Source organism: Polaromonas sp. JS666 (assembly GCF_000013865.1).
Taxonomy (GTDB): domain Bacteria; phylum Pseudomonadota; class Gammaproteobacteria; order Burkholderiales; family Burkholderiaceae_C; genus Polaromonas.
This window is the reverse complement of sequence record NC_007948.1, coordinates 4213749-4239737: the sequence shown is the minus strand read 5'-3', so window position 1 is coordinate 4239737 and position 25989 is coordinate 4213749. Positions and strand designations below refer to the sequence as shown.

General features: G+C 62.4%; 25 protein-coding genes. 13 read left to right on the top strand and 12 right to left on the bottom strand.

Annotated features, from left to right (window positions below):
• Positions 1–13 precede the first annotated feature (13 nt).
• Genes BPRO_RS20165 through BPRO_RS20135 form a run of 7 tightly spaced genes read right to left on the bottom strand, consistent with a single transcriptional unit; the run spans position 14 to position 7207 of the window.
• Positions 14–406, bottom strand: coding sequence for a VOC family protein (locus tag BPRO_RS20165; RefSeq protein ID WP_011484922.1), 393 nt, complete (start codon positions 404–406; stop codon positions 14–16).
• Positions 403–1344, bottom strand: a complete 942-nt coding sequence (locus tag BPRO_RS20160) for a hydroxymethylglutaryl-CoA lyase (protein ID WP_011484921.1) — start codon at positions 1342–1344, stop codon at positions 403–405. The genes BPRO_RS20165 and BPRO_RS20160 overlap by 4 nt, the downstream gene beginning before the upstream one ends.
• A complete protein-coding gene (locus BPRO_RS20155; RefSeq protein ID WP_041388971.1) occupies positions 1341–2576 on the bottom strand; it encodes a CaiB/BaiF CoA transferase family protein in 1236 nt (411 codons plus the stop codon). Before BPRO_RS20155 ends, BPRO_RS20160 begins: the two co-directional genes overlap by 4 nt.
• 37 nt (positions 2577–2613) lie before the next feature.
• A complete protein-coding gene (locus BPRO_RS20150) occupies positions 2614–3555 on the bottom strand; it encodes a LysR family transcriptional regulator (protein WP_011484919.1) in 942 nt (313 codons plus the stop codon).
• Positions 3556–3567: 12 nt separating this feature from the next.
• Positions 3568–3957, bottom strand: coding sequence for a polyhydroxyalkanoic acid system family protein (locus BPRO_RS20145; protein WP_011484918.1), 390 nt, complete (start codon positions 3955–3957; stop codon positions 3568–3570).
• A 26-nt stretch (positions 3958–3983) separates the two neighbouring features.
• A complete protein-coding gene (locus BPRO_RS20140; protein WP_086003129.1) occupies positions 3984–5036 on the bottom strand; it encodes an aminopeptidase in 1053 nt (350 codons plus the stop codon).
• Positions 5037–5089: 53 nt separating this feature from the next.
• Positions 5090–7207: a molybdopterin-containing oxidoreductase family protein gene (locus BPRO_RS20135; RefSeq protein WP_011484916.1), complete on the bottom strand. Its 2118-nt coding sequence runs from the start codon at positions 7205–7207 to the stop codon at positions 5090–5092.
• A gap of 51 nt (positions 7208–7258) precedes the next feature.
• Between BPRO_RS20135 and BPRO_RS20130 the strand changes: the two genes are divergently transcribed.
• The 5 genes from BPRO_RS20130 to BPRO_RS20110 all read left to right on the top strand — a co-directional run bounded on the left by BPRO_RS20130 (position 7259) and on the right by BPRO_RS20110 (position 12725).
• A complete protein-coding gene (locus BPRO_RS20130; RefSeq protein WP_011484915.1) occupies positions 7259–8404 on the top strand; it encodes an ABC transporter substrate-binding protein in 1146 nt (381 codons plus the stop codon).
• Between the two features lie 176 nt (positions 8405–8580).
• Complete coding sequence (locus BPRO_RS20125) at positions 8581–9447, top strand: decaprenyl-phosphate phosphoribosyltransferase (protein ID WP_011484914.1); 867 nt, start codon at positions 8581–8583, stop codon at positions 9445–9447.
• Entirely contained in the window at positions 9390–10424 is a 1035-nt protein-coding gene (locus tag BPRO_RS20120; RefSeq protein WP_157045838.1) for a lysylphosphatidylglycerol synthase transmembrane domain-containing protein, read from the top strand. The genes BPRO_RS20125 and BPRO_RS20120 overlap by 58 nt, the downstream gene beginning before the upstream one ends.
• A 97-nt stretch (positions 10425–10521) precedes the next feature.
• Positions 10522–12084 (top strand): ArnT family glycosyltransferase, encoded by a 1563-nt coding sequence (locus BPRO_RS20115; protein ID WP_011484912.1) that lies wholly within the window; start codon positions 10522–10524, stop codon positions 12082–12084.
• Positions 12072–12725 carry an HAD family hydrolase gene (locus tag BPRO_RS20110; protein ID WP_011484911.1) on the top strand — a complete coding sequence of 218 codons (654 nt, stop codon included), beginning with the start codon at positions 12072–12074 and terminating at the stop codon, positions 12723–12725. The genes BPRO_RS20115 and BPRO_RS20110 overlap by 13 nt, the downstream gene beginning before the upstream one ends.
• An 819-nt stretch (positions 12726–13544) precedes the next feature.
• Here BPRO_RS20110 and BPRO_RS20105 read toward each other — a convergent pair.
• From BPRO_RS20105 to BPRO_RS20095, 3 genes are all read right to left on the bottom strand, one after another.
• Positions 13545–14318, bottom strand: coding sequence for a hypothetical protein (locus BPRO_RS20105; RefSeq protein ID WP_011484910.1), 774 nt, complete (start codon positions 14316–14318; stop codon positions 13545–13547).
• Between the two features lie 94 nt (positions 14319–14412).
• Positions 14413–15072 carry a TetR/AcrR family transcriptional regulator gene (locus BPRO_RS20100; protein ID WP_011484909.1) on the bottom strand — a complete coding sequence of 220 codons (660 nt, stop codon included), beginning with the start codon at positions 15070–15072 and terminating at the stop codon, positions 14413–14415.
• Between the two features lie 482 nt (positions 15073–15554).
• On the bottom strand, positions 15555–16061 hold the full coding sequence (locus BPRO_RS20095; protein ID WP_011484908.1) for a phasin family protein: 507 nt from the start codon (positions 16059–16061) through the stop codon (positions 15555–15557).
• Positions 16062–16331: 270 nt separating this feature from the next.
• Here BPRO_RS20095 and BPRO_RS20090 point away from each other — a divergent pair, with 270 nt between their 5' ends.
• From BPRO_RS20090 to BPRO_RS20060, 8 genes are all read left to right on the top strand, one after another.
• Positions 16332–18347 carry an SDR family oxidoreductase gene (locus BPRO_RS20090; RefSeq protein ID WP_011484907.1) on the top strand — a complete coding sequence of 672 codons (2016 nt, stop codon included), beginning with the start codon at positions 16332–16334 and terminating at the stop codon, positions 18345–18347.
• A 199-nt stretch (positions 18348–18546) separates the two neighbouring features.
• Entirely contained in the window at positions 18547–19629 is a 1083-nt protein-coding gene (rfbB, locus tag BPRO_RS20085) for a dTDP-glucose 4,6-dehydratase (protein WP_011484906.1), read from the top strand.
• On the top strand, positions 19626–20552 hold the full coding sequence (gene rfbD, locus BPRO_RS20080) for a dTDP-4-dehydrorhamnose reductase (RefSeq protein WP_011484905.1): 927 nt from the start codon (positions 19626–19628) through the stop codon (positions 20550–20552). The genes rfbB and rfbD overlap by 4 nt, the downstream gene beginning before the upstream one ends.
• 324 nt (positions 20553–20876) lie before the next feature.
• Entirely contained in the window at positions 20877–21311 is a 435-nt protein-coding gene (locus BPRO_RS20075) for a type II toxin-antitoxin system VapC family toxin (RefSeq protein ID WP_011484903.1), read from the top strand.
• A complete protein-coding gene (locus BPRO_RS30935) occupies positions 21301–21429 on the top strand; it encodes a four helix bundle protein (RefSeq protein ID WP_081430585.1) in 129 nt (42 codons plus the stop codon). Before BPRO_RS20075 ends, BPRO_RS30935 begins: the two co-directional genes overlap by 11 nt.
• Positions 21430–21444: 15 nt before the next feature.
• The gene (gene rfbA, locus BPRO_RS20070; protein WP_011484902.1) at positions 21445–22362 is read left to right on the top strand and encodes a glucose-1-phosphate thymidylyltransferase RfbA; all 918 of its coding nucleotides are present in this window, start codon (positions 21445–21447) and stop codon (positions 22360–22362) included.
• On the top strand, positions 22362–22913 hold the full coding sequence (rfbC, locus tag BPRO_RS20065; RefSeq protein ID WP_011484901.1) for a dTDP-4-dehydrorhamnose 3,5-epimerase: 552 nt from the start codon (positions 22362–22364) through the stop codon (positions 22911–22913). The genes rfbA and rfbC overlap by 1 nt, the downstream gene beginning before the upstream one ends.
• Before the next feature lie 15 nt (positions 22914–22928).
• A complete protein-coding gene (locus BPRO_RS20060) occupies positions 22929–24065 on the top strand; it encodes a glycosyltransferase (RefSeq protein WP_011484900.1) in 1137 nt (378 codons plus the stop codon).
• On the opposite strand, the gene BPRO_RS20055 is transcribed toward BPRO_RS20060, so the two are convergent.
• Both BPRO_RS20055 and BPRO_RS20050 read right to left on the bottom strand, forming a co-directional pair.
• Positions 24038–25192 (bottom strand): glycosyltransferase family 4 protein, encoded by a 1155-nt coding sequence (locus BPRO_RS20055; RefSeq protein ID WP_011484899.1) that lies wholly within the window; start codon positions 25190–25192, stop codon positions 24038–24040. The two genes, BPRO_RS20060 and BPRO_RS20055, sit on opposite strands and share 28 nt — an antisense overlap.
• Positions 25193–25981, bottom strand: a complete 789-nt coding sequence (locus BPRO_RS20050) for a D-hexose-6-phosphate mutarotase (protein WP_232291437.1) — start codon at positions 25979–25981, stop codon at positions 25193–25195.
• Positions 25982–25989: the final 8 nt, after the last annotated feature.

The following is a 25989-nucleotide window of genomic DNA, read 5'->3' as shown; positions in this document are numbered from 1 at the left end:
GATGGATGCCGGTTCAGGCCAGCTCGGAAATCTCGATCAGGTTGAGGTCGGGGTTGCGCACATAGACCGAGCGGATTTTTTGCGTGGCGCCGGTGCGTACAACGGGCCCTTCGATAATCGGCCAGCGTTCGCGCTCCAGCCGCTCCATCACCTGCTGCAGGGGCACGCTGGCGATGAAACACAAGTCCAGTGCACCGGGCACCGGCAGATGCGTTTTGGGCTCGAACTCGGCGCCTCTGATGTGCAGGTTGATTTTCTGCTGGCCGAACTTGAATGCGCGGCGCTCTACCGGGGGCGTACCACCCACAAAACTTTCCAGCGTCATGCCCAGCACCCGGGTATAAAAATCGACGCAGGCGGTTTCGTTGGACGTGGTCAGTACCAGATGATCCAGATGATCGGTCACGCGAACTGCTCCCGCAGGGCCGCCACAAATTCCGGCGCCGGATGCAGGTCTTCAATGCGCCCCGCCTTGGCCACCTGGCCCGGTACCTCGTGGCCGACGATCTGCGGCATCTGCCGCGCCACTGCCAGCAATCTGGGCAAATCGATGCCGGTGTCGTAGCCCATGGCGGCCAGCATGTGGATGGCATCTTCGCTGCTGATGTTGCCGCTGGCGCCGGGCGCGTAGGGGCAGCCGCCCAGGCCGCCGAGTGAGCCGTCGAAGCGGGTGATGCCGCCTTGTACCGCGGCCAGCACATTGGCCAGACCCATGCCGCGCGTGTTGTGGAAGTGCAGGGTGAGTTGCAACTGCTCAAAACGTTCTTGCAAGGCCTCCACCATGCGGCTGACCTGCGCGGGGTGCGCCATGCCGGTGGTGTCGCAAATCGTGATGCCGCGCACGCCCAGGTCGGCAAAGCGCGCAGCCCAGTCCAGTACCCTCTCCTGCGGCACATCCCCTTCCATCGGGCAGCCAAAGCAGCAGGACAGCGAGACGTTGATGGGGGTGCGGCCATCGACATGCGCAATCACGTCCGACAGCGCCGCAAAACTGCGCGCCATCGGCATGCGCAGGTTGGCCAGGTTGTGCGTCTCGGAGGTCGACATGACCAGGTTAAGCTCATCGGCCCGTGACTCCAGCGCACGCTCGGCCCCGCGCAGGTTGGGCACCAGCACCGTGTACTCTACGCCCGGCACGCGGCGGATGCGGCCCATGACTTCTTCGGCGTCGCGCAGCATCGGGATCGCCTTGGGCGAGGTGAACGAAGTGACCTCGATCTTGGCGTAGCCGCATTCACTCAGGGCATCGACCAGCGCCACCTTGGTATCGGTCGGGATGAAGGTCGGCTCGATCTGGAAGCCGTCGCGCGTGGCGACTTCATTGAAGAAGATCCGTGTTGTCATGATTGGGCTCCTGTAGCAGTGCATGAAACGATACCTTTGTCCTTGAGGCCCTGAATCTGTTCAGGCGTGAGGCCGAGTTCATGCAGCACGGCGTCGGTGTCCTGGCCCAGCACGGGCGCGTTGCGCCGGTGACCGCCGGGTGTGAGCGACAGCTTGGGCGTGATGCCGGGCACGGCCAGCGTGCTGCCGTCGGCCATCTGCACGCTGTCCAGCATGCCGCGCGCCTGGTAGTGCGGGTCGGCGGCAATGTCAGCCACCGTGTAGATGCGGCCTGCCGGCACCGAGGCCTTGTCGAGCGCCGCCAGCACCTCATCGACCGTGCGCTGCGCGGCCCATTGGCCGATGGCTTCGTCGATTTCGGCGACGCGTGCTACCCGGCCGGCGTTGTCGGAAAGCAGAGGGTCGGCTCCCAGGTCGTCGCGGCCGATCACGGCCATCAGCCGTTTGAAAATGCTGTCGCCATTGCCCGCAATGAGGGCGTAACCGTCGTCTTTGCAGCGGTAGGCATTGCTCGGCGCAATGCCGGGCAGGGCGCTGCCGGCCGGGCCGCGCACGGCGCCAAACGCGCTGTATTCGGGCAGCAGGCTTTCCATGCAATTGAACACCGCTTCATACAGCGCCACGTCGATCACCTGGCCGACGCCGTGGGCCGTGCGATGGTGCAGCGCCAGCAGGATGCCGATCACGCCATGCAGCGCGGCCAGCGTGTCGCCAATGCTCACGCCGACGCGCACCGGCACGCGGCCCGGCTCGGCCGTCAGGTGGCGCAAGCCGCTCATCGCTTCGGCCACCACGCCAAAGCCGGGGCGGTCGCGGTAGGGGCCGGTCTGGCCGTAGCCGCTGATGCGCAGCATGATCAGGCGCGGGTTGAGCTTGAGCAGTTCGTCGGGCCCCAGGCCCCAGCCTTCCATGGCGCCGGGCCGGAAGTTCTCGATCAGCACGTCGGCGTCCCGTGCCAGTTTGCGCACGATGTCCTGGGCTTGCGGGTCTTTCAGGTCGAGTGCCAGCGAGCGCTTGTTGCGCGACTGCACCTGCCACCAGACCGAGGTGCCATCCTTGAGCAGCCGCCATTTACGCAGCGGGTCGCCCGCGCCGGGCGGTTCGATCTTGACGACGTCGGCGCCAAAGTCGGCCAGCGTTTTGGCGGCAAACGGCCCGGCGATCAGTTGCCCGAGTTCAAGAACCTTGAGGCCAGCCAGCGGGCCGCGATTGACAGATGTAGTGGTGTCCATGGCCGCGTAGTGTGCGGTTGCGGCCCCTTCGCGTCCATTACTGTTTGTGGCGCGCGGCCTTCGCATTTTGCGAAGGCTGAACCAGGAAGTTCACCAGCGAAGCAGTGGCTGCATCGCTTTCATTGCCGCCGGTGGCGACCAGCAATCGGCGTTGTGCCCAGCTGTCTGCCAGCGGCCGCCAGCTCAGCTTCATGGCCTTGACGATGGGCAGGCTGGCCCCCTTGGGCAATATCGCAATGCCCAGGCCAGAAGCCACCATGTGGCACACCGCGTCAAAACTGCGCACCTGCATGCGCAGCTTGAGCGGCCGGTTGGCGGCCAGGGCCGCCTGCTGCTGCTTTTGCAGCATGGCGGCGCCGGCGGTCAGGCTGATCCATTCCTCGTCCAGCGTGTCGGCAAAGGCTATGGCTGTTTTCGAGCTCGCCAGTGGGTGCTTGCCGGGCAGCACCAGCACCAGCTCGTCCTCGCGGAAAAGGTGGGTGTCCAGCCCGGCCGTGTCCGGCCCTTCGACGAACACCGCCACATCGGCGCGGCCCTCGCGCAGGGTAGACACCACCGCTTCCGACACCTGCTCTTCCAGGTCGACGTGCATCTGCGGATGCAGCTGGCCATAGCGGGCCAGCAGCGGCGGCAGGAACTGGCTGATGGCGGCGCTGCTGGCGCACAGGCGGATGTGGCGCGCAATGCCGCGCCGCAGGTCGGCCAGTTCGGCGCCGAGCTGCTCCATGGTCTGCAGCAGCGTCAGGCCGTGCTTGACAAAGACGCGGCCGGCCGCGGTGGGCAGCAGGCCGCGCGCGTGGCGTTCGAACAGGGGGTCACCCAGCGCATCTTCGAGTTCGCGCAGGCGCCGGCTCGCGGCAGCCAGTGCCAGGTGTGAATCGCGCGCCGCAGCGGTCAGGCTGCCGCTCTGGGCGCAGGCGACCGCCAGGCGGATGGACACCAGGTCAAACCTGGCCAGGTTGTAGGTGGCGGTGGCCAAGGTGCTGCCGGCTCAGGCTTTCCTGCCCGGGGCTTTCGGCGGGGAAGTCATTTTTGCCACAGGTTTTTTGGCGGCCGTCTTGTGCTCGCCAGCTTTGTGCGCGGCAGGTGTGTTCTTGGCGATCAGCACATCGAGGTTCTTGACGATCTCGCTCTCGATCCTGTCCTTGAAGGCACCGAGCAAAAAACCTAGCCTGGCCTGCAACTCGAAGCTGTCGGGGCTGACGGTGAGCGTGCCCGAGACACCCGTGCGCGTGAAGCTCACTTCGTCGGTGGTCTCGCCTTCTTCATAGACGCATTCCATGTTGAACTCTTCCTCGACCTGCTCGGCCCACTGAAAGGCCATCTTGCGCGCCTGCGCCAGGTTCAAGCCGTGCTGGCGATGGATGTGAATCTCTGCCATGGGCGTCTCCTTGCTTGCTTGTTGGTTTATTTATCGGTGTTATGGGTCGCAAGAGCCTGGTGCCGTTCTTCTTTGGACAGGCTGGCCAGTCGCTTCACCGCATCATAAAACCGCCGCCAGTCGCCGCCTTCGCGCTTGAACAGCGCCTCAAAGCCGGGCACCAGTTCGTCATAGGCGGCCTGCGCGCCAAACGCGGCGTTGTTGGCCTGGGCGACCCAGGGGTCGTAGCCGGCGAAGCCGCCCCAGCTGGTTTTGAGTTGCTCATACTGTTGCTTGAAATCTGAAATAGCGATGCTTTTCATCGCAACTTGCGCGGCTCTGGCGGGCGCTGGCGCCCAATTCAAATCGTAAATTGCATCCAGCCTGTGCCGCGTGGCCCGCACCAGCGCCCGGAACTGCTGGCGCCGACTGTCAAAGGCCGCGTACTCGGCCCGGGCCGCCGGGCTGGCCTGGGTGGCGAGCCAGCGCTGGCTGCCCAGCCGTTCCACCGCCGTCGCAAATGATTCGTTGAACATGGTGTCATCCTGGGCGTAGACCACCTGGTGCGCCAGTTCATGAATGATCAGCCGGGCCAGCTCGCCTTCGGGGTAGGCGATGAAGGTGTTGAGCAGCGGATCGCCGCCGGCCCAGTTCAGCCAGCCCAGCGTGGAGTAGGCCGGCACGCCGAAGACGCCGGCCTCCAGCCCCGCGGTTTGCAGCCGCGCTGCTTCAGCGCGCGCCTCGGCTTCGTCAAAATAACCGCGGTAGCCCACGCAGCCCGCCACTGGAAAGCACCAGGTCTTGAGGGTGAGCGACAACTCGGGGGCCGCCACCACGTTCCACACCACGGCCCGGCGCTGCAGGTCGGCATAGCGGCGGTAGCTGGCGTTGTCGGGCAGTTTTAGCTCGCTCGCGGCAAAGCTGCGGATGCGCTGGCTCAGGGCCAGCCGGGTTTTGAGCTGCTCGGGGGTTTGCGCATCGTCCAGCCAGTCGCTGACCGGGCGTGCCGCGTTCATCATCTGCAGGTGGCCGCTGACCGACTGCCAGTAGTAGCCGATACCGGTGCAGCCCGACAGGCCCAGGGCGGCGATGGCCGCCATGGCGGTGGCCCGGATGGCGGGCCAGGTGAGGGCCACTTGGGCCACCCGGGTTTTCACACCACAGGCTCCCCGGGCTGGCCGGCCTGGACTTCAACCAGGCAGTCGTAAAACACCGGCCCACGGCCCAGGTCGGTCAGGTGCTGGCTGGTGAGCTGGTTGACGTTGGTGCCGTCGAGCCCCAGCTTGCGCCACCAGATGCCCAGGCCATTGACCACGCCGGGACGGGCGCGCGCCGACACCTCGGCCTTGACGCGGTATTCACCGCGGGCATTGAACACCGTGACGACGGCGCCGCTGCTGATGCCGCGCGCTGCCGCGTCGTCGGCATGCATCTCCAGCACCGGCTCGCCCTCGATGTTGCGCAGGCTTTTCACATTGACAAAGCTGGAGTTGAGAAAGTTGCGCGCGGGCGGCGAGATCATGGCCAGCGGGTACTGCTCTGATGTGCCCAGGGTTTCGTAGTTGGGCACGTGGTCGGGCAGGCCGTCCAGGCCCATGGCTTGCAGCCGCTCGCTGAAAAACTCGCAGCGGCCCGATGGCGTGGGAAAGTTGCCCTCAGCGAACGGTGCATCGGGCAAATTCAGCGTGACAAAGCCCTTGTCCAGCAGTTGCCGGAAGTCGACCTTGTCACCATAGACGGTGCGGCACAAGGTCTCATCGTCCTCGGAAAAGCAGGGCTCGATAAAGCCCATGTGGGCCGCCAGTTCGCGAAAGATCTGGGTGTTGGGCTTGGCCAGGCCGAGCGGCGCGATGGCAGGGCGGTTGAGCAGCGCGTCGGTGTGGCCGTAGGCGCTGTGCACATCCCAGTGCTCCAGCTGCGTGGTGGCGGGCAGCAGGTAGTCGGCGTAGTCGGCGGTGTCGGTCTTGAAGTGCTCCAGTACCACGGTGAACAGGTCTTCACGCGCAAAGCCCTGCACCACCTTGCCGGATTCGGGCGCGACCGCCACCGGGTTGCTGTTGTAGACGATCAGCGCCTCGATTTTCGGGCCGAACTGGGCGGAAGTTTTTGCGAGCAGCGCATTGCCAATCGTGCTCATGTTGATGGTTCGCGGCTGGCGGCCGGCTAGCAGTTCAGGCCGTTGCAGCGCGGCCTTGTCCACCGGAAACTGCCCTGAACTGCTCAGCAGCACGCCGCCGGCGCGGTGCCGCCAGGCGCCAATCAGCGCCGGCAGGCAGGCCACCGCGCGGGCCGCATTGCCGCCGCCGCGCACGCGCTGCATGCCGTAGTTCAGGCGAATCGCCGCGGGTTGCCGGTCGGTAAAACACTGGCCGTAGTCGCGGGCCAAGGCCCTGATCTGCTCAACCGGCACGCGGCACACCTCGGCGGCGCGCTCGGGCGGCCATTGCAGCGCGCGTTCCTTCAGCGCCTGCCAGCCCAGCGTGTGGCGGGCAATATAGTCATGGTCCAGCCAGTCGTGGGTGATCAGCTCGTGCATCAGCGCCAGCGCCAGCGCCGCGTCGGTGCCGGGCAGCAGCGCGATGTGTTCGTGGCATTTTTCGGCGGTCTCACTCTTGCGCGGATCAATGCACACCAGCCGGGCGCCATCGCGTTTGGCCTGCTGCGCATAGCGCCAGAAATGCAGGTTGCTGCCAATCGAGTTGCTGCCCCAGATGATGATGAGTTTCGATTCGGCAAAAAACTCCACCCGCATGCCGACCTTGCCGCCCAGCGTCTGCGTGAAGCCTTCGCCGCCCGCCGTCGCGCAAATCGTGCGGTCCAGAAACGAGGCGCCGAGACGGTTGAAGAAGCGCGCCGCCATGCTTTCGCTCTGCACCTGGCCCATGGTGCCGGCGTAGCTGTAAGGCACGATGGCCTCGGGGTTGCGCGCGGCGATGGCCTTCAGGCGCGCGGCAATGTCGGTGAGCGCCGCCTCCCAGCTCACCGGCTCGAATTGGCCCGAGCCCTTGGGCCCCACACGCTTTTGCGGCTGCAGCAGGCGCTCGGGGTGGTAGGTGCGCTCGGTGTAGCGTGAGACCTTGTTGCACAGCACGCCGCCGGTTTGCGGGTGCTCGGGGTTGCCGTGCACCTTGACGGCCACGCCGTTTTCCACGGTCGTCAGCAGCGAGCAGGTGTCGGGGCAGTCATGCGGGCAAGCGCCGCGCACCTGGACGGTCTGACTGTCAGCCCGCACGAAACTAACGCTAGGGGAGATGCTGATGGTATTGCGCATGGTGTAACTCTATATTGACAGCCATATCGGCAATCAGGAAAAGGGTAATTCATGTCTGTGATCAAAAACGGCGGGCAAGTGCTGAAAGCCCTGGCTCGGGTGTCCATGGTAACGGCCTTGCTGGCTGCCATGGCCGCCATGGCAACAGGGGCCAGCGCGCAGGATGGCTTGAGCAAAACCACTGTCACGCTGGGGCAGTCGGTGGCCATGACCGGTCCGGCCGCCGTGCTGGCACTGCCGTTTGCGCAGGGTGCCAGGCTTTATTTTGAGCGGGTCAATGCGGCGGGCGGCATCCATGGCCGCGAGATCGAGCTGATTACCGCGGACGACGCCGGCAACCCAGAAACGACCCTGGCCAATACCAAAAAGCTGCTGGACCAGCGGGTTTTTTCGTTGTTTGGCTATTACGGCTCACCCCAGGTCACCGCCGTCAATTCTCTGCTCAAGGACAGCGACTTGCTGCTGTTTGGCCCCATGGCTGGGGCCGACGAGTTGCGCGGCTCGCTCTATCCCAATGTGTATTCGGTGCGACCCGGCTACTCGGAAGAGGCGATCGTGATCACGCGCCATGCGGAAACCCTGGGGATGCGCAAGCTGGCCATATTGCATGCCAGGGATCCCGAATCGCTGGCGGCGCTGGACTCTGCCGAGCGCACCATGACCGGTATGGGCGCCAACCTGTTGCTCAAGGCACCGCTGGAGGGCACCGACAAAGTGCTGGCGGTCAAAGCGGAGTCCGTGCTTTTGATCAGTGCCCCCAAAGGCGCAGCCATCGCCATCCGCGACTTGCGCAGCAAGGGCTACAAAGGGCCTATTTACGGGTTCTCCAATACCGGGGAAAGCCTGCTGGCCGATCAGCTGGGGGCAGCGGGCTCGGGCGTGGTGGTGGTGCGGGTGACGCCCAAGTCAGACAATGCCAAAAGCAGCCTGGTGCGTGAGCTGCAGGCCGAGGCGGCCGCGGCCAAGCTGGGCAAGTCCAATGTCTACATGCTCGAAGGCTATATCGCCGCCTGGGCCTACACCGAAGCCCTGCGCAAGGCCGGCAAGGAGCCCACCCGCGTCAAGCTGCGCAAGGCGCTGGACACCATGCAGGAGATGGACCTGGGAGGCTTCCGGATCCATTTCGACGGCGACCGTGTGGGCTCCAAGTTGGTGGAACTGAGCCTGATTGATTCGCAGGGCCGCGTGCGGGAGTGAGTCTGCGCGAAAGCTTTGTAGGGCTGGGGCCCGTGCACACCAAAACGGGCGTGCGAAGGAGGGGGTGATGCTGAAACTCTGGCCTGGTTTTCAGCCCATCCAGAGAAATAAAGAGCCGGCCCACTCAGTTATGCTTGAACGTCGTCCCCAGACCGGAGGCTTTCCCTCCCATATTGATGTCTTCTCTCCCCTCATCCCTGCTTGCGCTGATCAGGCTCATTCGGCCGCACCAGTGGCTTAAAAACGGCTTTGTGTTTGCCGGCCTGGTGTTCAGCCAGGCCTGGCAGGACGGCCCCCTCGTCGGGCGCGTCCTGCATGCCTTTGCCGCGTTTTGCTGCGTCTCCAGCATGGTCTACATCGTTAACGACTGGCATGACCGCGCCAGCGATGCCCTGCACCCCGAAAAAAGCCGCCGGCCGCTGGCCAGCGGCAGGGTTTCCGTCCCCGTGGCGCTGGTGCTGGCGGGCCTGCTGCTGGCCAGCGGCCTGCTGCTGGCCGCCGGCAACCGCACCCTGCTCGCGCTGCTCGGGGCCTATGTGGTGTTCAATCTGGCCTATTCCTGGCGTCTCAAGCAGGTGCCGGTGGTGGATGTGTCCATCATTGCATCGGGTTTTATGCTCAGGCTGCTGGCGGGTACCGTGGCCGTCGGGATCCCGCCTTCGCGCTGGCTGTTGCTGACCGGCATTTTTGTCGCGCTTTTCCTGGGCTTTTCCAAACGCAAGGCCGAGACCTTTCATGAGGAAGCCAGCCAGCGCGCCGTGCTGGCGCATTACCCGTCGGCTCTGCTCGATACCTTCATGGCCGTGACCATGACCGCCACACTGACCAACTACAGCCTGTTTGCCACCAGCCCCGAGGCCCAGTTGCAGCACGGCGAGCGCCTGCTCTACACCGTGCCGGTGGTTATTTTTGGCATGCTGCGCTACACCTACCAGGTGCACCGTGGCCGCGGCGAAGACGTCGCGCGCGACCTGCTGAGCGACCCATGGATTCTGGCGGCCGGCGTGTTGTGGATGGCCATCTTTCTGGGCCACCGGCTGTGACACCCGAGGACGCGCCGGCGGCGGGCGCTTCGCCTGTCGGCGGGCCGGGTTCACGGCCACTTCGCCTGCCTGTCAAACAACTGCTGCTGGTGCTGGGTGTGGTGGCCACCGCCTACGCGGCCGCCCTGCTGGTGTGGGGCGACAGCCCGCGGGCCTCGCTGGCGCGGCTGGGGTCCTGGACGGGCGTGCAGGCCGTCGCCCTGTGCCTGCTCAACTACCTGCTGCGCGGCCTGCGCTGGCGCCTCTGGATGGCCCACTACGGGCGCCATTTTGGCTGGGCGAAGGGCTTGCGCCTGTACCTGGCGGGCTATGCCTTCACGCCCACCCCGGGCAATATCGGGGAGGCGGTGCGCGGCCTGATGCTGGCGCGCCAGCCCCTGGGCGCCGGGCAAAGCCTGGCGATTTTCGGGGCCGAGCGGCTGGCCGACCTGCTGTGCCTGCTGCTGCTGTGCCTGCCTGCCGCGTGGTGGGTGCTGACGCATGGCGCGGTGCGGGCGGCGCCGCTGTTTCTGGCCGGCCTGGTGGCCGCCGCTGCGCTGGTGGCGGCGATCCTGCTGGGCCTGGTGCTCAGGTACCGTGCCACGCTGCGCCACCGTTTTGCCTGGCTGAAAGAGGCCTGGCATTGCCTGGCGGTGCGTCCGCTGACCTGGTTTGCCCTGACCCTGACCGCCTGGGCCGCGCAGGGGGTGGCGCTCTGGCTGATCTCCCGCGACCTGGACATTCACCTGCCGCTGCTGACCGCGACGGGCTTTTACGCGCTGGCCATGGTGGCGGGTGCGCTGTCCGCCTTGCCCGCCGGCCTGGGCGGCACCGAAGCCGTGCTGACCGGCCTGCTGGTGGCGCAAGGCGCAACCGCCGGCGAGGCCCTGACCATCACCGTGCTGACCCGCCTGCTGACCCTGTGGCTGGCGGTGGCCATCGGCGTGGTGGCCTTGCTTTATAGTGCGGCCATTCGCAAGGAAATCAGCTTCCGGTAAAACCTGCCGGCGGCCCCAGCTTGCGCCCATCGCGCCCTTTACGTTCCTTGCGCCCTTTGCGCCCCTTCAGTCCTTTGCGTCATTGAATCAGCCTTCCATGCCCCAGAATCACAGCCTTCACCCGCCAGCCGTCACGCTGCGCAACACTTCATTGAGCCAATGGCTGCTGGGCGTGGGGCTGGCGTCGCTGCTGCTCAGGCTCTGGATTTCCGCGACATTCCCGATCAGCGGTGACGAGGCTTTCTTCTACTGGTGGGGTGTCTATCCCAACTGGGGCTACTCTGACCATCCGCCCATGGTCGGATGGCTGATTGCCCTGATGCGTGCCACATTCGGCGACAGTCTGTGGTCGATTCGCCTGCCGGTGGTCCTGCTGCCGCTGGGTGTGGGCGCCGCGCTCTGGTGGGCGCTCAAGCCTCTTGACCGGGAGCGCGCGGCCTGGGCCGTGCTGCTGTTCTGGCTGGCGCCGCTGAACTGGCTCAACGCCCTGATCACCACCGACACGCCGCTGATTTTCTGGTCGGCGCTGTCGGTGGCCGCCTTGCTGCGCGCCGAGCGGCGCGAGCAGCTCGACCGGGCGGCCTACGGCCTGTATGCGCTGTCGGGCCTGTTTCTGGGCTGTGCGTTTTTGTCGAAGTATTTCTCGGTGGTGCTGGGTCTGACCTACCTCGTGTACTTTGTGGGCTACCGCCGCCAGCGGCTCGCGGGCTTTGCCCTGCTGATACTTTGCGCCTTGCCCGGGCCCGCCATCAACATCGCGTTCAACATGTCGCACGGCTGGCCGAACATCATGTTCAACGTGTACAACCGCAACGAAGAGGCCTCGTTCGAGTGGCGCAAGCCCCTGCTGTATGTGGTCACGCTGGCCTACCTGATCACGCCGGTGGCGGTGTGGCTGGGCTTCAAATACCGCAAGACGCTGGCGGCCACTGCAGCTTCGACGACGGCCCAGCGCCTGCTGGCCTGCCTGGTGGTGGTGCCCCTGCTGTTTTTTGCGCTGCTGTCGGCCAAGAAAGTGATCGGCCTGCACTGGGTGCTGTCGTTCTACCCCTTCGGTTTTGCGTTCCTGGCGTTTGCCTTGCCGGCCGACAAACTCAAGACCTGCGCCAAAGGCCTGGCCGTGTTTGCCGGCCTGCATGTGCTGGTGGTGGCGGGCCTGTACATGACCACGCTGGACACCTGGCGCAGCACGAAGATTTACCCGCAAATCATCCGCGGCTATAAAACCGCCGACATCCTGCGGCAAGTCAGCAGCCCGGGCGTGGTGCTGATGGGCGATGCCTTCACGCCCGCCTCGATTTACGGCTTTGAGCGCCGCCAGTACATGCCGGTGTTTGGCACGGGAAAGTTTCACTCCCGGCAGGACGATCAGCTGGTTGATTTTTCGGTCTACCAGGGCAATACCATACGCGTCATCACGTTCGGCAGCCCCAGGCTGGAGGACTTCCAGCCCTATTTTGAATCGGTGCGTGTGCTCAGCTTCACCCAGAATGGCGTGCCGTTTTATGCGGTGGAGGGCGCCGGGTTCAAGTACCAGGCCTTCCGCGAAGGGATGCTGGGGACTATTTTCAAGCGCTACTACAACATACCCTCCGCATTGCCGATGACCGGGTGCCCGTTTTGCGAACGCTATTGCGGGAAGGTGCGATGTCCGAGGTAGCCGGCCCCGTTGTCGCCGCGTTTGACTTCGACGGCACGCTGACCCGGCGTGACACCCTGCTGCCGTTTCTTGCCCGTGGCCTGGGCTGGCCGGGGTTTTTACGGGCCCTGCTGCTGAGCGGCCCGTGGATGGCCGGTTATGCGTTGAAGCTGGTACGCAATGACGTGGCCAAGGCGCGCCTCCTCAAAATGGCGCTGGCCGGGCGCAGCAGTGCCGAGGTGGCGCACTGGGCGGCTGACTGGGCCGGGCGCGACTTGCCGCGCCAGCTGCAGGACTGGGCCCTGGCGCGTCTGGCGCAGCACCGGCAGGCCGGGCACTGCTGCGTGATCGTCAGTGCCTCGCCCGATATTTACCTGCAGCACGCGGCCCGGCAACTGGGTTTTGACGCGCTGATCTGTACCGGCCTGGAGGTGGTGGATGGCCGCCTGACCGGACGCATGAGCACCGCCAATTGCCACGGCGAGGAAAAGGTGCGCCGGCTCAAGGCGTGGCTGCCGGAACGCTTTGGCGCGGACGCTGCCAGCCAGGTCACGCTCTATGCTTACGGCGACACGGCCGGGGACATGCCCATGTTGCGGCTGGCCCGGCACGCGTGGTACCGGGGGGAGCCCTGGCGTGATGTGCCGTCGCGGGGTGAATGAGCCTTTCCGTTCTTGGGGTTTAGGTATCGTTAGCTATTGAATTGATAGCGTGCTGGATTTTCTGAGAGCGGCTGGCCGGGTCTCGCCCCGGCGGGCGATTCACTTTCTCTTGCGTCGCCAAGAGAAAGTAAGCAAAGAGAAGGCGACCCTGCTGTCTGCGACCCTTCGCTGCGCTACGGGCACCCTGCGGTGCTCGGTCCAGCCGGGGTCTCGCTCGAACTCGCTTCGCTCAGACAATCGCGAGCCCTGATCCGTCTGGACCTCCGCTCCTCGGCGCATACAGAAGGGGGGCGCAGGTACGGATGCGGGTTCGGGGTCAGCCCCCACCCCAACCCTCCCCCAGCGAGGGAGGGAGTGAGGCATCGGTGTGCTTTTTGTCTTTTGACTTTCCCCCAAACCCGTCCTGGCTGGGCCTGTGCTGCGCCAGAAAAGCGGGATCAGGGCCGCGCGCTGTTTGAGCCGCAGGCGAGTTTGCGCGGACCCCCGCTTTTCTGGCGCAGCACAGGTTGCCCGTAGCGTAGCGAAGGGACCCAGACTGCGGGTCGCCTTTCTTTTCCTTAGGTTTCTTTGGCGAAGCAAAGAAAAGTAAGTCGCCCGCCGGGGCGAGACCCGGCATGCCCGTAAACAGCGCAGCTTGACCTTACCAGCGGCATCAAGACGGAGGCGCAAAAAAATACATCAACCGGCGTTTTGAGCTGCAACAGTGATGACTTTGACGCTGGGTCTCAATAATGAGGGATGCAATTTGCTATTAAGAACACAGCAAATAAGAAGACCTGCGCACCTTGCGACACACGGACCTGGTTGAGCGCAGAAAACTCAGTCCTCCAGTTCAGCCTTCGCCATTTCCACATCCAGCCGTTCGCAGGCATCCATCGGCTTGCTGGTCGCCGCCTGTTCATACAGCTTCGTCGCCTCCGCCATCCGCTTGTCGCCTTCGAGCATGACCAGGCCATTGGCGTATTCGATCATGGCAATCGCGGAGTTGGGGCTCAGTTTCAGTGCGTCCTTGTACAGCGCCAGGCCAATGTCCTTTTTAGCGCCATAGGTCATGCCGCCAATCAGCGAGCCGACTTTGTCGATCACTTCGGCATGAAAAGCCGCCAGCGCGATGTGAGCGTCTGCGTGCTTGGGTTGCAGCTTGATGGCGTGCTCCAGCGCATGTTTGACCTTGCTGCCCAGGCCTTGTGCCAGCGCCTTGGCCACGCTGATGCCCTGGCTGTAGCGCCCGAGGGCATAGGCCTGCCAGTACCAGGCATTGGGGTTTTTGGGGTCGGCCGCCTGCTGCGCCTCTGCGCGCGCGGCGACTTCCATGAACAGCTCCAGCTTGGTCTTTTCTTTGGTTTCGAGGTAGTTGGCATAAATGCTGGCGGCCTTGTTGGCCACCGTGAGGCCGTGGCTGCCGGCCTCGACGCCGGCCTCCGCCGCCTTCTGAAACTCGCCATTGTGAAAAAGTACCCAGGCCTCCAGTACGTCCGCTTCTTTGGGCGGGGGCTCGCAGTCGCCCTGGTGCAGGCGGGCCCAGCTCTTTTTCAGGCTGGCGGCATTCAATGCGTAGTCGCCAGCGTGTGGAAAAGCGGTCCATTTGGCCATGTGTTGTCTCCTTGATTGAACGTTGTTGGTGTTATGGGTGAGGAAAGCGAAATTGGGAAGTGGAAAGTTGGAAGTTGGGAGGCGGGCAGTGGGCTTATGCCGGCGTGTTGTAGGCGCCGATCAGGGCCTGCAGGTGGGCGCGCTGGCCCTGTTCGAGGTAAGGAATCAGCAGGTTCAGCACGTGGTGCGCACCGCGCAGCAGCGCGGCCTGTGCGTTGCCAGGCTCCAGGGCGTTGCGCGGGTCGCGCACGTACTCAAAGCTCAGCCAGTAGGTCAGCACCACCACCATGCTGGTGGCCGTGGCTTCCACCTCGCGCGAATCAATCGTCACGGCGCCGGCGCGGCTCATGCCGTCGAGCATTGCCTTGACGGCGCGGGTCTTGTTTTTGAGCACCCATTGAAAGTGGGTTTCCAGCCGGCGGTTCTTGCTCAGCAGGTCGTTGAGGTCACGGTACAAAAAGCGGTATTGCCAGATCAGCTCAAACAGCGTGTGCATGAAAAACCAGGCGTCTTCGACATTGCGCACACCGTCGCTGGCATTCAGCAGCTCGGTCAGCGAGCGCTCGTAGCGGTCAAACAGCGAGTTGATCAACTCGTCTTTGGCGGGGTAGTGGTAGTAAAGGTTGCCGGGGCTGATGCTCAGTTCGGCAGAAATCAGTGTGGTCGAGACATTGGGCTCGCCAAAGCGATTGAACAGGTCCAGCGTGACCTCCAGAATTCGCTCTGCCGTACGGCGCGGCGCTTTTTTCGCCATAAATTGTCTACCTCGTATTGTTCTGTACTCTAACCCCAATGCTGGTCATTTAAGCGCTACCACCCCGTTCGGGCTGAGCTTGTCGAAGCCTGTTTGCAATGTGACGACCCTTCGACAAGCTCAGGGCGAACGGTTAAGTGACGTGTATTGACTCTAACCCCAATACGGTTCAGTTAAGCCCTTGCCCTGGTCTGTCATCCCGGACCTGATCCGGGATCCATGGATTGCGGGCCAGGCCTGCAATGACAAGTCAAGGTTTTGCTCATTCCGATTCAGGGTGAATAACTTGACTGAACAGCATTGACTCTAACCCAGCGCCCCCTGGCGCGGAACTAGGGAAGTCCAGCAGCCATCAAGGTCTGCCGGAGAGTGGCCGTACCGTTATTGGACCGGATCCGCCAAAACGCGAGCGGGCACACGAACAGGCGTAAAAAAAAAGGACTGGTGTCCCTTTTTTTTACAGCGCCGACAGCATCGGGTCCTTAAGCGGACTTGCGTGCGGCGGGGCGCTTGGCGGCTGCCGGCCTGGCTGCTTTTTTGGCAGCCGGTTTTGCGGCTTTCCTGGCGGCAGGTGCCTTGCCGTTCATTTTTTGCATGCTCTTGTTGAGTTCGTCAATGCGCGCTGCCAGGGCGTCCACGTCTTTGGCAGAGGGCACGCCGAGTTTGTTCAGGGCTTTGGCCACGCGTTCTTCAAAAATATTCTCCAGCTTGTCCCACTGATGGCCGGCCTTGGACTGGATGTCGGTGGCCATGTTGGCCATTTTGCTGGTGGCTTCGGTAATTTTTTCTTCAGCAGCCGCTTGCGTCTTGCGCTGGATCGTCAGGCCTTCCTTGACCAGGGTCTCAAACACCTTGCCGCCTTCTTCCTGCGCCTTGGAGAAAGCCCCCAGCCCGGCCAGCCAGATTTGCTGGGCGGACTCTTTGACGGCGCTGGCCAATGGCGGAGCCGCTTTTTTGTCGGCACTCATTTTTTGCAGTTTCTTGACCATGATTGTCTCCATGCTGATGGTGGATATGAGGTGCTGCGCGGTGGGTGTACTGCGCACACTGCAAAATATAAGGCCTTCAGGCGCCAGAGTTTAGATGCCGGGTTCTAGAAAGCCAAATAAAAAAGCTGAAGCCCCTTCGCCCTGGAAAGCACGGCCTGACGCGGCGGGACGCGGGTTTCTGCTGAATGGCGACTACCGCGGTTTGGGCAAGAATCGACTTTCTGGCCGCCGCTTCAGGGCACGTCAGCACAGGACACAAGGACAACCTCAATGCATTATTTCGTCACGGGAGCCACCGGCTTCATTGGTAAACGGCTGGTTAAAAAACTCCTGGAGCGAAAAGGCAGCACCGTTCATTTCCTGATCCGCCAGGAAAGCGCCGGCAAATTGGCGGCGCTCAGGGCGTACTGGGGCGTGAGTGCCGGCAGGGCGGTTGCCGTGCATGGTGACCTGACCCGCAAAAAGCTCGGTGTCAGCAGCGAGGACATCAAAAAACTCAAGGGGCAGGTGAGCCATTTTTATCACCTGGCAGCGGTGTACGACCTGGGCGCCGACGAGGAAAGCCAGATCGCCGTCAACATTGACGGCACACGCAACACCGTCGAGTTTGCCAAGGCGATTGATGCAGGCCACTTTCATCACGTGAGCTCCATCGCCGCGGCAGGCCTGTATGAAGGCGTGTTCCGCGAAGACATGTTCGAGGAGGCTGAGAACTACGAACACCCGTATTTCATGACCAAGCACGAGAGCGAAAAAATCGTGCGCGCCGAGTGCAAGGTGCCGTGGACGGTGTTTCGGCCGGCCATGGTGGTGGGCGACAGCACCACCGGCGAAATGGACAAGATTGACGGCCCTTACTACTTCTTCAAGCTGATCCAGCGCATGCGGCAACTGCTGCCGCCCTGGATGCCGGCCGTGGGGCTGGAAGGCGGGCGCATCAACATTGTTCCGGTCGACTTCGTGGTCGATGCGCTGGACCACATCAGCCACCTCCCCAAAGACAGGGGCGACATTGCCAAAAAATGCTTCCATCTGGTGGACCCGGTGGGTTACCGCGTCGGCGATGTGCTCGACATCTTCAGCCGGGCGGCCCACGCACCGAAGATGAACCTGTTTGTCAATGCGGCCCTGCTGGGCTTCATTCCGCGCGGCGTCAAGAAAAGCCTGATGGCGCTTGCGCCGGTGCGCCGCGTGCGCGCCGCCGTCATGGCCGACCTCGGCCTGCCAGAGGACATGCTGACCTTCGTGAACTACCCCACCCGGTTTGATTGCCGGGGCGCGGCCACTGCGCTCAAGGGATCCGGCATTGAATGCCCCAACCTCAAGGACTACGCATGGCGCCTGTGGGATTACTGGGAGCGCCACCTCGACCCCGACCTGCACATTGACCGCACGCTCAAGGGCACGGTCGGCGGCAAGGTGGTGCTGATTACCGGCGGCTCTTCAGGCATTGGCCTGGCGGCAGCGCACAAATTTGCCGAGGCCGGCGCCATCACCGTCATCTGCGGCCGCGACCAGGACAAGCTCGACGAGGCCTGCAAAGAGGCGAAAGCCAAAGGCTACAACTTTGTTGCTTACCCGGCCGATATCGCCGACATGGCAGACTGCGACCGCTTCCTCAAGGAACTGATCGCCAACCACGGCGGCGTCGACTTCCTGATCAACAACGCCGGACGCTCGATTCGCCGCGCCATTGAGGCCAGTTACGACCGTTTCCATGATTTCGAGCGCACCATGCAGCTCAATTACTTTGGCTGCCTGCGCGTGACCATGGGCCTGCTGCCCGGCATGGCGGCCAGGCGCAAGGGCCACGTGGTCAACATCAGCTCCATCGGCGTGCTGACCAATGCGCCACGCTTTTCGGCCTACGTGGCCTCCAAGGCCGCGCTGGACGCCTGGACGCGCTGTGCCTCCAGCGAGTATGCCGACCTCGGCATCGGCTTTACCACCATCAGCATGCCGCTGGTGCGCACGCCCATGATTGCGCCCACCAACCTCTACAACAACGTACCCACCCTTTCGCCCGAAGAGGCCGCCGACATGATTGCACAGGCCTGCATCTTCAAGCCGGTGCGCATTGCCACCCGCCTGGGCATTGCCGGCCAGGTGCTGCATGCCCTGGTGCCGCGCATCGCCCAGATTGCCATGAACACCAGCTTCCGCATGTTTCCTGACTCATCGGCCGCCAAAGGTGAGAAGGGCGGGAAGGGTGAAAAGAGCGCCAGGCCGCAGCTGTCGGCCGAGGCGGTGGCCATGCAGCAGATGATGCAGGGGATTCATTTCTAAAACAGAGGCCGGCCGTTTGGGGCGAAAACACCGCAGTTTGGCCGTAAGGGTTCGCCAGCAAAGTGGGAATTACCAGCAAGGGGCGATCAGTTGTACGGCTCTATGTACAAACGAGGCTGGACGCTGCGGTGGGATAATTGCCGGGTCAAGGGTGACTGCCCTGCTGCGTCCTTAACAGTGACCTCCATCAAAGGCTTGCATGATTTTCGTTACCGGAGGCGCCGGCTTTATTGGTGCCAACTTTGTTCTTGACTGGCTTGCGCAAACCGATGAGCCTGTGGTCAATATCGACAATTTGACCTACGCGGGCAACCTTGAAAACCTCTCCTCCCTGCAGGCTGACCCGCGCCATGTCTTTGTCAAGGGCGACATCGGCGATTCCGCGTTGGTCGGCCGCCTGCTGGCCACCCACCAGCCCAGAGCCATCCTCAACTTTGCGGCCGAGTCACATGTAGACCGTTCCATTCACGGCCCGGAAGACTTCATTCAGACCAATATCGTCGGCACGTTCCGCCTGCTGGAGGCCGTCAGGGCGTATTGGGGCGGCTTGCAAGGCGATGCCAAGGCGGAGTTCCGCTTTTTGCATGTCTCAACAGACGAGGTCTATGGCTCGCTCGCGCCGGCCGACGCCGCCTTCACGGAAACGCACCGCTACGAGCCCAACAGCCCGTACTCGGCCAGCAAGGCCGCCAGCGACCACCTGGTGCGCGCCTACCACCACACCTACGGCCTGCCGGTGCTCACCACCAACTGCAGCAACAACTACGGCCCCTACCATTTCCCCGAGAAGCTCATCCCCCTGATGATCGTCAACGCCCTGGCCGGCAAGCCCCTGCCGGTGTACGGCGACGGCATGCAGGTGCGCGACTGGCTCTACGTGAAAGACCATTGCAGCGCCATTCGCCGTGTGCTGGAAGCCGGCAAAACCGGCGAGGTCTACAACGTGGGCGGCTGGAACGAAAAGCCCAACATCGAGATCGTCAACATCGTGTGCACGCTGCTTGACGAATTGCGTCCCCGCGCCGACGGCAAAAACTACCGCGAGCAAATCAGCTACGTCAAAGACCGCCCCGGCCACGACCGCCGCTACGCCATAGACGCCAGCAAAATCCAGCGCGAATTGGGCTGGAAACCGGCTGAAACCTTTGAGACCGGTATCCGTAAAACCGTGCAGTGGTACCTGGCCAACCCCGACTGGGTGGCCCATGTGCAAAGCGGGGCCTACCGCGAGTGGACGGCCAAACAGTACGAGTACGGACAAACCCAAAAGGCTGCAGCTTGAAAATCCTGCTTTTCGGCAAAAACGGCCAGGTCGGCTGGGAACTACAGCGCAGCCTGGCTCCTTTGGGTGAACTCACGGCGCTCGACCGTCACAGCACAGACCTGTGCGGCGACCTCGGCAATCTGCAGGGCCTGGCTGCCACGGTGCAACAACTCCGGCCCGACGTCATCGTCAATGCCGCCGCCCACACCGCCGTAGACAAGGCTGAAAGTGAGCCAGCACTTGCGCGCACACTCAATGCGCTGGCCCCCAGCGTGCTGGCGCAGGAGGCGGCCAGACTCGGTTCCCTGCTGGTTCACTACAGTACCGACTACGTATTTGACGGCAGCGGCACCCGCCCATGGACAGAGGCCGACACCCCGGCGCCGCTCAGCGTTTACGGCCAGTCCAAGCTTGAGGGCGAGCAGCTCATCCAGGCGGCCAGCCCGCGCCACCTGATCTTTCGCACCAGCTGGGTCTATGCCGCGCGCGGTGGCAATTTCGCCAAGACCATGCTGCGCCTGGCGCAGGAGCGGGAGCGCCTCATCGTGATTGACGACCAGTTTGGCGCACCCACCGGCGCCGAGTTGCTGGCCGATGTGAGCGCCCACGCCATCCGCCAGGTACTCCAGCGCCCCGCTGATGCCGGCCTTTACCATCTGGTGGCCAGTGGCGAAACCAGCTGGCATGGTTATGCGAAATACGTCCTCGCCCAGGCAGAACGGAGCCAGGAACAAGGGCGTGTCGCTATAAAAATAATAGCCAAAGCGGTAGACCCCGTTCCCACCAGTGCGTTTCCAACACCCGCCAAACGGCCCCACAACTCCCGGCTGGACACCACCAGGCTGCAAACCACCTTTGGCCTGACTCTGCCGCCGTGGCAGCAGGGTGTGGACCGCATGTTGGAGGAGGTGCTGGGGAGTAGGGAGTTGCATGCCCTATAACTCCGCGTATAGGGCTGCTTGCGCGAGTTGATTGCATTGATTACAATGACTTCATTGATATCAATTGCTGGAGGTCAGCATGAGTAGCATCACTGTGCGTAATCTGGACGAGTCTGTCAAAACCGGTCTGCGGCTGCGTGCCGCTCGGCATGGCTGTTCTGTAGAGCAGGAGGTCAGGCAAATTTTGCGGCAAGCCGTAGCCCCGGAGCAATCCGGTGCAATCAGTTTTGCGGAACGGGTAAACCGGCGTTTTGTGGGTTTGGAGGCTGACGACCTACCCATTCCCCCAAGAAGGCCGGCGCGTACGTCTTCCCTTGGCCAGTCATGAGTGTGCGTTTTCTGCTCGACACCAATGTGTTGTCAGAACTCATGCGCGCGGCACCCGACCCTGAAGTGCTTGACTGGTTTGATCAAAACAAGACGGCCTCCATGATGACCAGTGCCATCAGTCAGGCGGAAATTTTGACGGGCATTGCCCTTCTGCCGGCAGGCAAACGCCGCACAGCGCTGGATGAAGCTGCACAAAAAATGTTCGAGCAAGACTTCGCAGAGCGTATTTTCGGGTTTGACGCGTCCGCCGCAGGGCCTTATGCCCAGATCGTGGCGACCCGGACCCGTGAAGGCAGGCCAGTCTCAACCGAAGACGCCCAGATAGCCGCCATTTCCGTTGCTGGCGACCTGATTCTGGTTACCCGAAACACCAGGGATTTTCAAGGTATCACGGGGCTGCGGCTGAGCAACCCATGGGATAAAAAGTGAATATTCCGCCCGCAACATCGCCGAGGGAGCCGGTAGAAACGGTGCAAAAGAATATCTGCACTTCATCGGCATTGCGCGTGGCTCACTGGCAGAACTCGAAACGCAGCTCGGCCTTTAAATAACTAAGCCTCTCATGACCTCTTCCCCACTCACCACTAGCCACTCACCACTAGCCAGGAAGGGCATCATCCTCGCCGGCGGCTCAGGCACCCGCCTGCACCCGGCCACGCTGGCCATCAGCAAACAGCTGCTCCCGGTGTACGACAAGCCCATGATCTACTACCCGCTCAGCACTCTCATGCTCGCGGGCATGCGCGACATCCTCGTCATCAGCACCCCGCAAGACACACCGCGTTTTCAGCAACTGCTGGGCGACGGCAGCCAGTGGGGCCTGAACCTGCAGTATGCCGTGCAGCCCAGCCCAGACGGCCTGGCGCAGGCTTTCATCATCGGTGAGCCGTTCATTGGCAACTCGCCCAGTGCACTGGTGCTTGGTGACAATATTTTTTATGGTCATGACTTTCACCAATTGCTGGGCAGCGCCATGGCCAGAACTGAGGGTGCCAGCGTTTTCGCCTACCATGTGCACAACCCGGAGCGCTATGGCGTGGCGGAGTTCGACGCGCGCGGCAAAGTGCTGTCGCTGGAAGAAAAGCCAAAACAACCCAAGTCAAACTACGCCGTAACGGGCCTGTATTTTTACGACAATCAGGTGGTTGACTTGGCCAAAAGCCTGAAGCCATCCCTGCGCGGCGAGCTTGAAATAACTGACCTTAACCGCTTGTATCTTGAGCGCGGCCAACTCGATGTTGAAATCATGGGCCGGGGCTATGCCTGGCTTGACACCGGTACCCACGAATCGTTGCTGGAGGCCGGCCAGTTCATTGCCACCCTGGAAAACCGCCAAGGCCTGAAGGTAGCCTGCCCCGAAGAAATCGCTTATCGCCAGCACTGGATTGATGCCTCCCAGCTGGAAAAGCTTGCACAGCCCCTCGCCAAAAACGGCTATGGGCAGTACCTGCTTCGCATCCTCAAAGAAAAAGTATTTTGATGAAAGCCACACCCCTCGCCATTCCTGATGTGATCCTGCTTGAACCCCAAGTGTTTGGAGACGCGCGGGGCTTCTTTTTTGAGAGCTTTAATCAGGCAAAATTTGAGGCGGCCATTGGCAGGCAAGCCAGCTTTGTGCAAGACAATCATTCGCGCTCTGCGAGAAAAGTCCTGCGCGGCTTGCATTACCAAGTCCAGCAACCCCAAGGCAAGCTGGTGCGTGTGGTGCAAGGCGAAGTCTTCGACGTGGCAGTCGACATCCGCAAATCATCGCCCACCTTTGGGCAGTGGGTGGGTGAAATCCTCTCCGCAGACAACAAACGCCAGATTTGGGTGCCTGAAGGCTTCGCGCATGGTTTCGTGGTCATGTCTGACACTGCTGAATTTCTTTATAAAACCACCGACTACTACGCCCCCGAGTTCGAGCGCTGCATTGCCTGGAACGACCCTGCCATTGGCATCCAATGGCCCCTGCCCCTGAACACGCCCCCACTTCTTTCAAGCAAAGACCAGATGGGACTAACGATGCATGACGCTGAACTGTTTTTATAAGATGTTTTCAATTCAATGAGAGTGCTTCAGTTTGGGCGCTTCTGGCACGACCAGCATGGCGGTATTGAGCGCCATGTGGCTTTGCTCAGCAAGGAGTTGGCGACTCTTGGCGTTGAGGTCGTGAACCTCGTGGCCGCGCAAAACCTGCAGGGCAGCGACGTCACCGTAGACGGCTATCGACTGGTCCAGGTGCCGTCGCTTGGCATGGTATTCAGCACGGCCCTTGCCCCCGGGCTGGTGTTCAAGGCGCTGGCCCTGCATCGCGAGAAAAAATTTGATGTGCTGCATCTGCATTTGCCCGACCCGCTTTCGCACTTAGCCTCTCTGGCATTGCCTTCCAGCATCAAGCGGGTGATCACCTGGCACAGCGACATCATTCGCCAAAAAAAACTGCTGGCGTTGTATGAACCTTTTTTACGGCACATCACACGGCAGGCCGACGCATTGGTTGCAGCCACGCAGGCCCACTTTGATGCATCTACCCAGATCCCGCACGACATCCCTGCGCAGCGCCGTCATGTCATTCCTTATGGGCTTGACTACGCACCGCTGGTGCTGAACCCGCGAACTGCCGTGCTGCGCGATGAGTTGCGCGCGCGGGCACAGGGCAAGGGGCTGGTCTTTGCGCTGGGCCGCCATGTTTATTACAAAGGTTTTGATGTGTTGATAGAGGCCCTGCAGCACACCGATGCCTTTCTTGTCCTGGGGGGGGACGGGCCATTGCGGCCTCAGCTGGAGCAGCAGGCGGCAGCACTGGGTGTAAGCAACAGGGTGCATTTCAGTGGCCGTATCCCCGAAGAAGATCTGGCCGCTTACTTCAATGCCTGCGACGTGTTCTGCTTGCCCTCGGTGGAACCCTCAGAAGCGTTTGGCCTGGTACAGCTTGAGGCCATGGCCTGCGGCAAGCCCGTGGTGTGTACCCAGCTGAACAATGGCGTCAACGTGGTCAACGTGGATGGCCAAACCGGCTTTGCCGTTCCGGTGCGCGACCCGCTGGCCCTGGGCCATTGCCTTGCCCGTTTGCTGAAGGACGACGCCTTGCGCGAGAAGCTGGGCCAGCAAGCCCTGGCCCATACCGACAACTACTCGGTGCCTACCATGGCGGCGAGCCACTTCAGGCTGTATCAGGACTTGTTGAGCACCAGCCGGTAGGCCTCTACAGTCTGGCTAACGCAGCTTGCCCATGTGAACTGAGTGCTGCGCGCAAGCGCCTTCCGGGCCATGGCGTCGCGGACGTCAGGCGCGGCGAGCAGAGCTTCCATGCCTTTGGCAAAACCGTCCACATCCTGCGGATCCAGCATCAGACCCGTGTCGCCCACCACCTCGGGAATGGAAGATACATTGGACGTGATTACAGGCACCCCGCAAGCCATGGCTTCGAGCGGTGGCAAGCCAAACCCTTCGTAAATCGAGGGGTAGATCAGCGTGGTGGCCCCGGCAATGATGGTTGCCAAATCTTGCCTCGGCAAATACCCCAGCTGACGAATCTCGCCGGCGGCAACCAGCGGCGCTATCTGCTGCTCCAGCGCCGAGGTGCGCCACCCTTTCATGCCCACCAACACCAGCGGAAAGCGCTTTCTGAGCGGGGGGGGCAACTGCATGAAGGCGCGAAGGGCCACTGCCAGATTCTTTCTGGGCTCCAGCGTGCCCACCGCCAAAATGAATTGCCCATGCACCAAACCGTGTGCGTCCAATACGGCGCGCGTCTCGTCGGCTGACCTGGGGTGAAACAGGGCTTCCACGCCCAGCAGTACCGGGTGGATACGCTCGGGCTTCACGCCAAACACATCGATCAACTCGCGCTTGACGAATTCAGAGTCAGTCAGGATCAGCGATGCACGTTCAAGCCCCGGCTGGAAGTATTTGTCCATCGCGCGCACGCGCTCCACCGGATGCATTTCAGGAAAACGTATCCATGAAAGATCGTGAACGGTGATGGCGCTGGGGCCATCAAAACGATAGGCCAGGAAATTTGGTTCGTGGTAAATGTCGTACCGCGTCCGTTGGGTACCTTTGGAAAACTGGCGCTGTTGAAGCGTTCGGGCGACACCATACGAATTGGGCAGAAGCCAATGCACCAAGGTTTTGATGGTTGTCACACTAGGCAAGGGCTTTGTGCGAACCTCGGCATTCCAACCAGAACCATAGAAGAAGTTGGCGTTGACATCGCCAACTTGTTGCAACCCCAATGCCAGATGATGGGCATATTGGCCAATACCTGTCAGTGGCGAAAGTAACGCTGTGGCGTTAAAGGCGACTTGCATCAATCCGTCTTTCATTCAATTGTTTTTGGCATGAACGCTGATTGCCAGCGTACCGCTAAATACTGCGCCTGGCACCAGTTCTGCTGGTCGCGTCACGCACACCGGCTCCACGCACACAAAGCGCCGCCAGTCGCCCGCTGGCAGATCCGGCAGCGCGTCGCCGCCTGCACGGCCAGGGTTCCACACCATCCATTGCTCAAAGCCGCTGGCAGTGAGTTTCAGCCACCGGGAGCCGGTGAACAGCGTGAGCGGCGGGCAGGCGCCATAGAGCCGTTCAAAGGGCTCGTCGCCCCAGTTGCGTGGACTGCTTGGTTCGGTGGTCAGGTTTGCATCGTAGTGGTCCTGAACGGGCAAGCCCGCAAGGCCAACCACGGAGCAGGCTTGCACGTCATCCACCGCAAAGTAGGGGTGCAGGCCACCTGTCCAGGTAAAGGTGTCGTTACCGGTGTTGGTGACCTGCAAGCTCAGGCGCAGGCTGTCTTGCGAAGCCTCAGCTTTCAAAACCAAGTGTGCGGCGTGCGGCCAATCGGCAAATTGCCCGGGCGCTATCGCCAGTTCAAAGGCCACGCCGTGCGCCTGCTCTGACCTGGACTCTTCTGCCAGCGCCCAGAGAGCCGTGCGCACCAGGCCGTGCTTGGGCAAGGGCCCACGATTTGCAAACTGCGGGAAGAGCACCGGCACACCGCCGCGCGCAGGCATTGAGCCAGTGGGGGCAATGGGGCTGTGATAGAAAATTCCGGTGCCCAACTTCAGATGCGCCTGCAGAATCTGCGCACCAGCCCGTGCATAAGTCAGTCTCGGCATGGCCGATG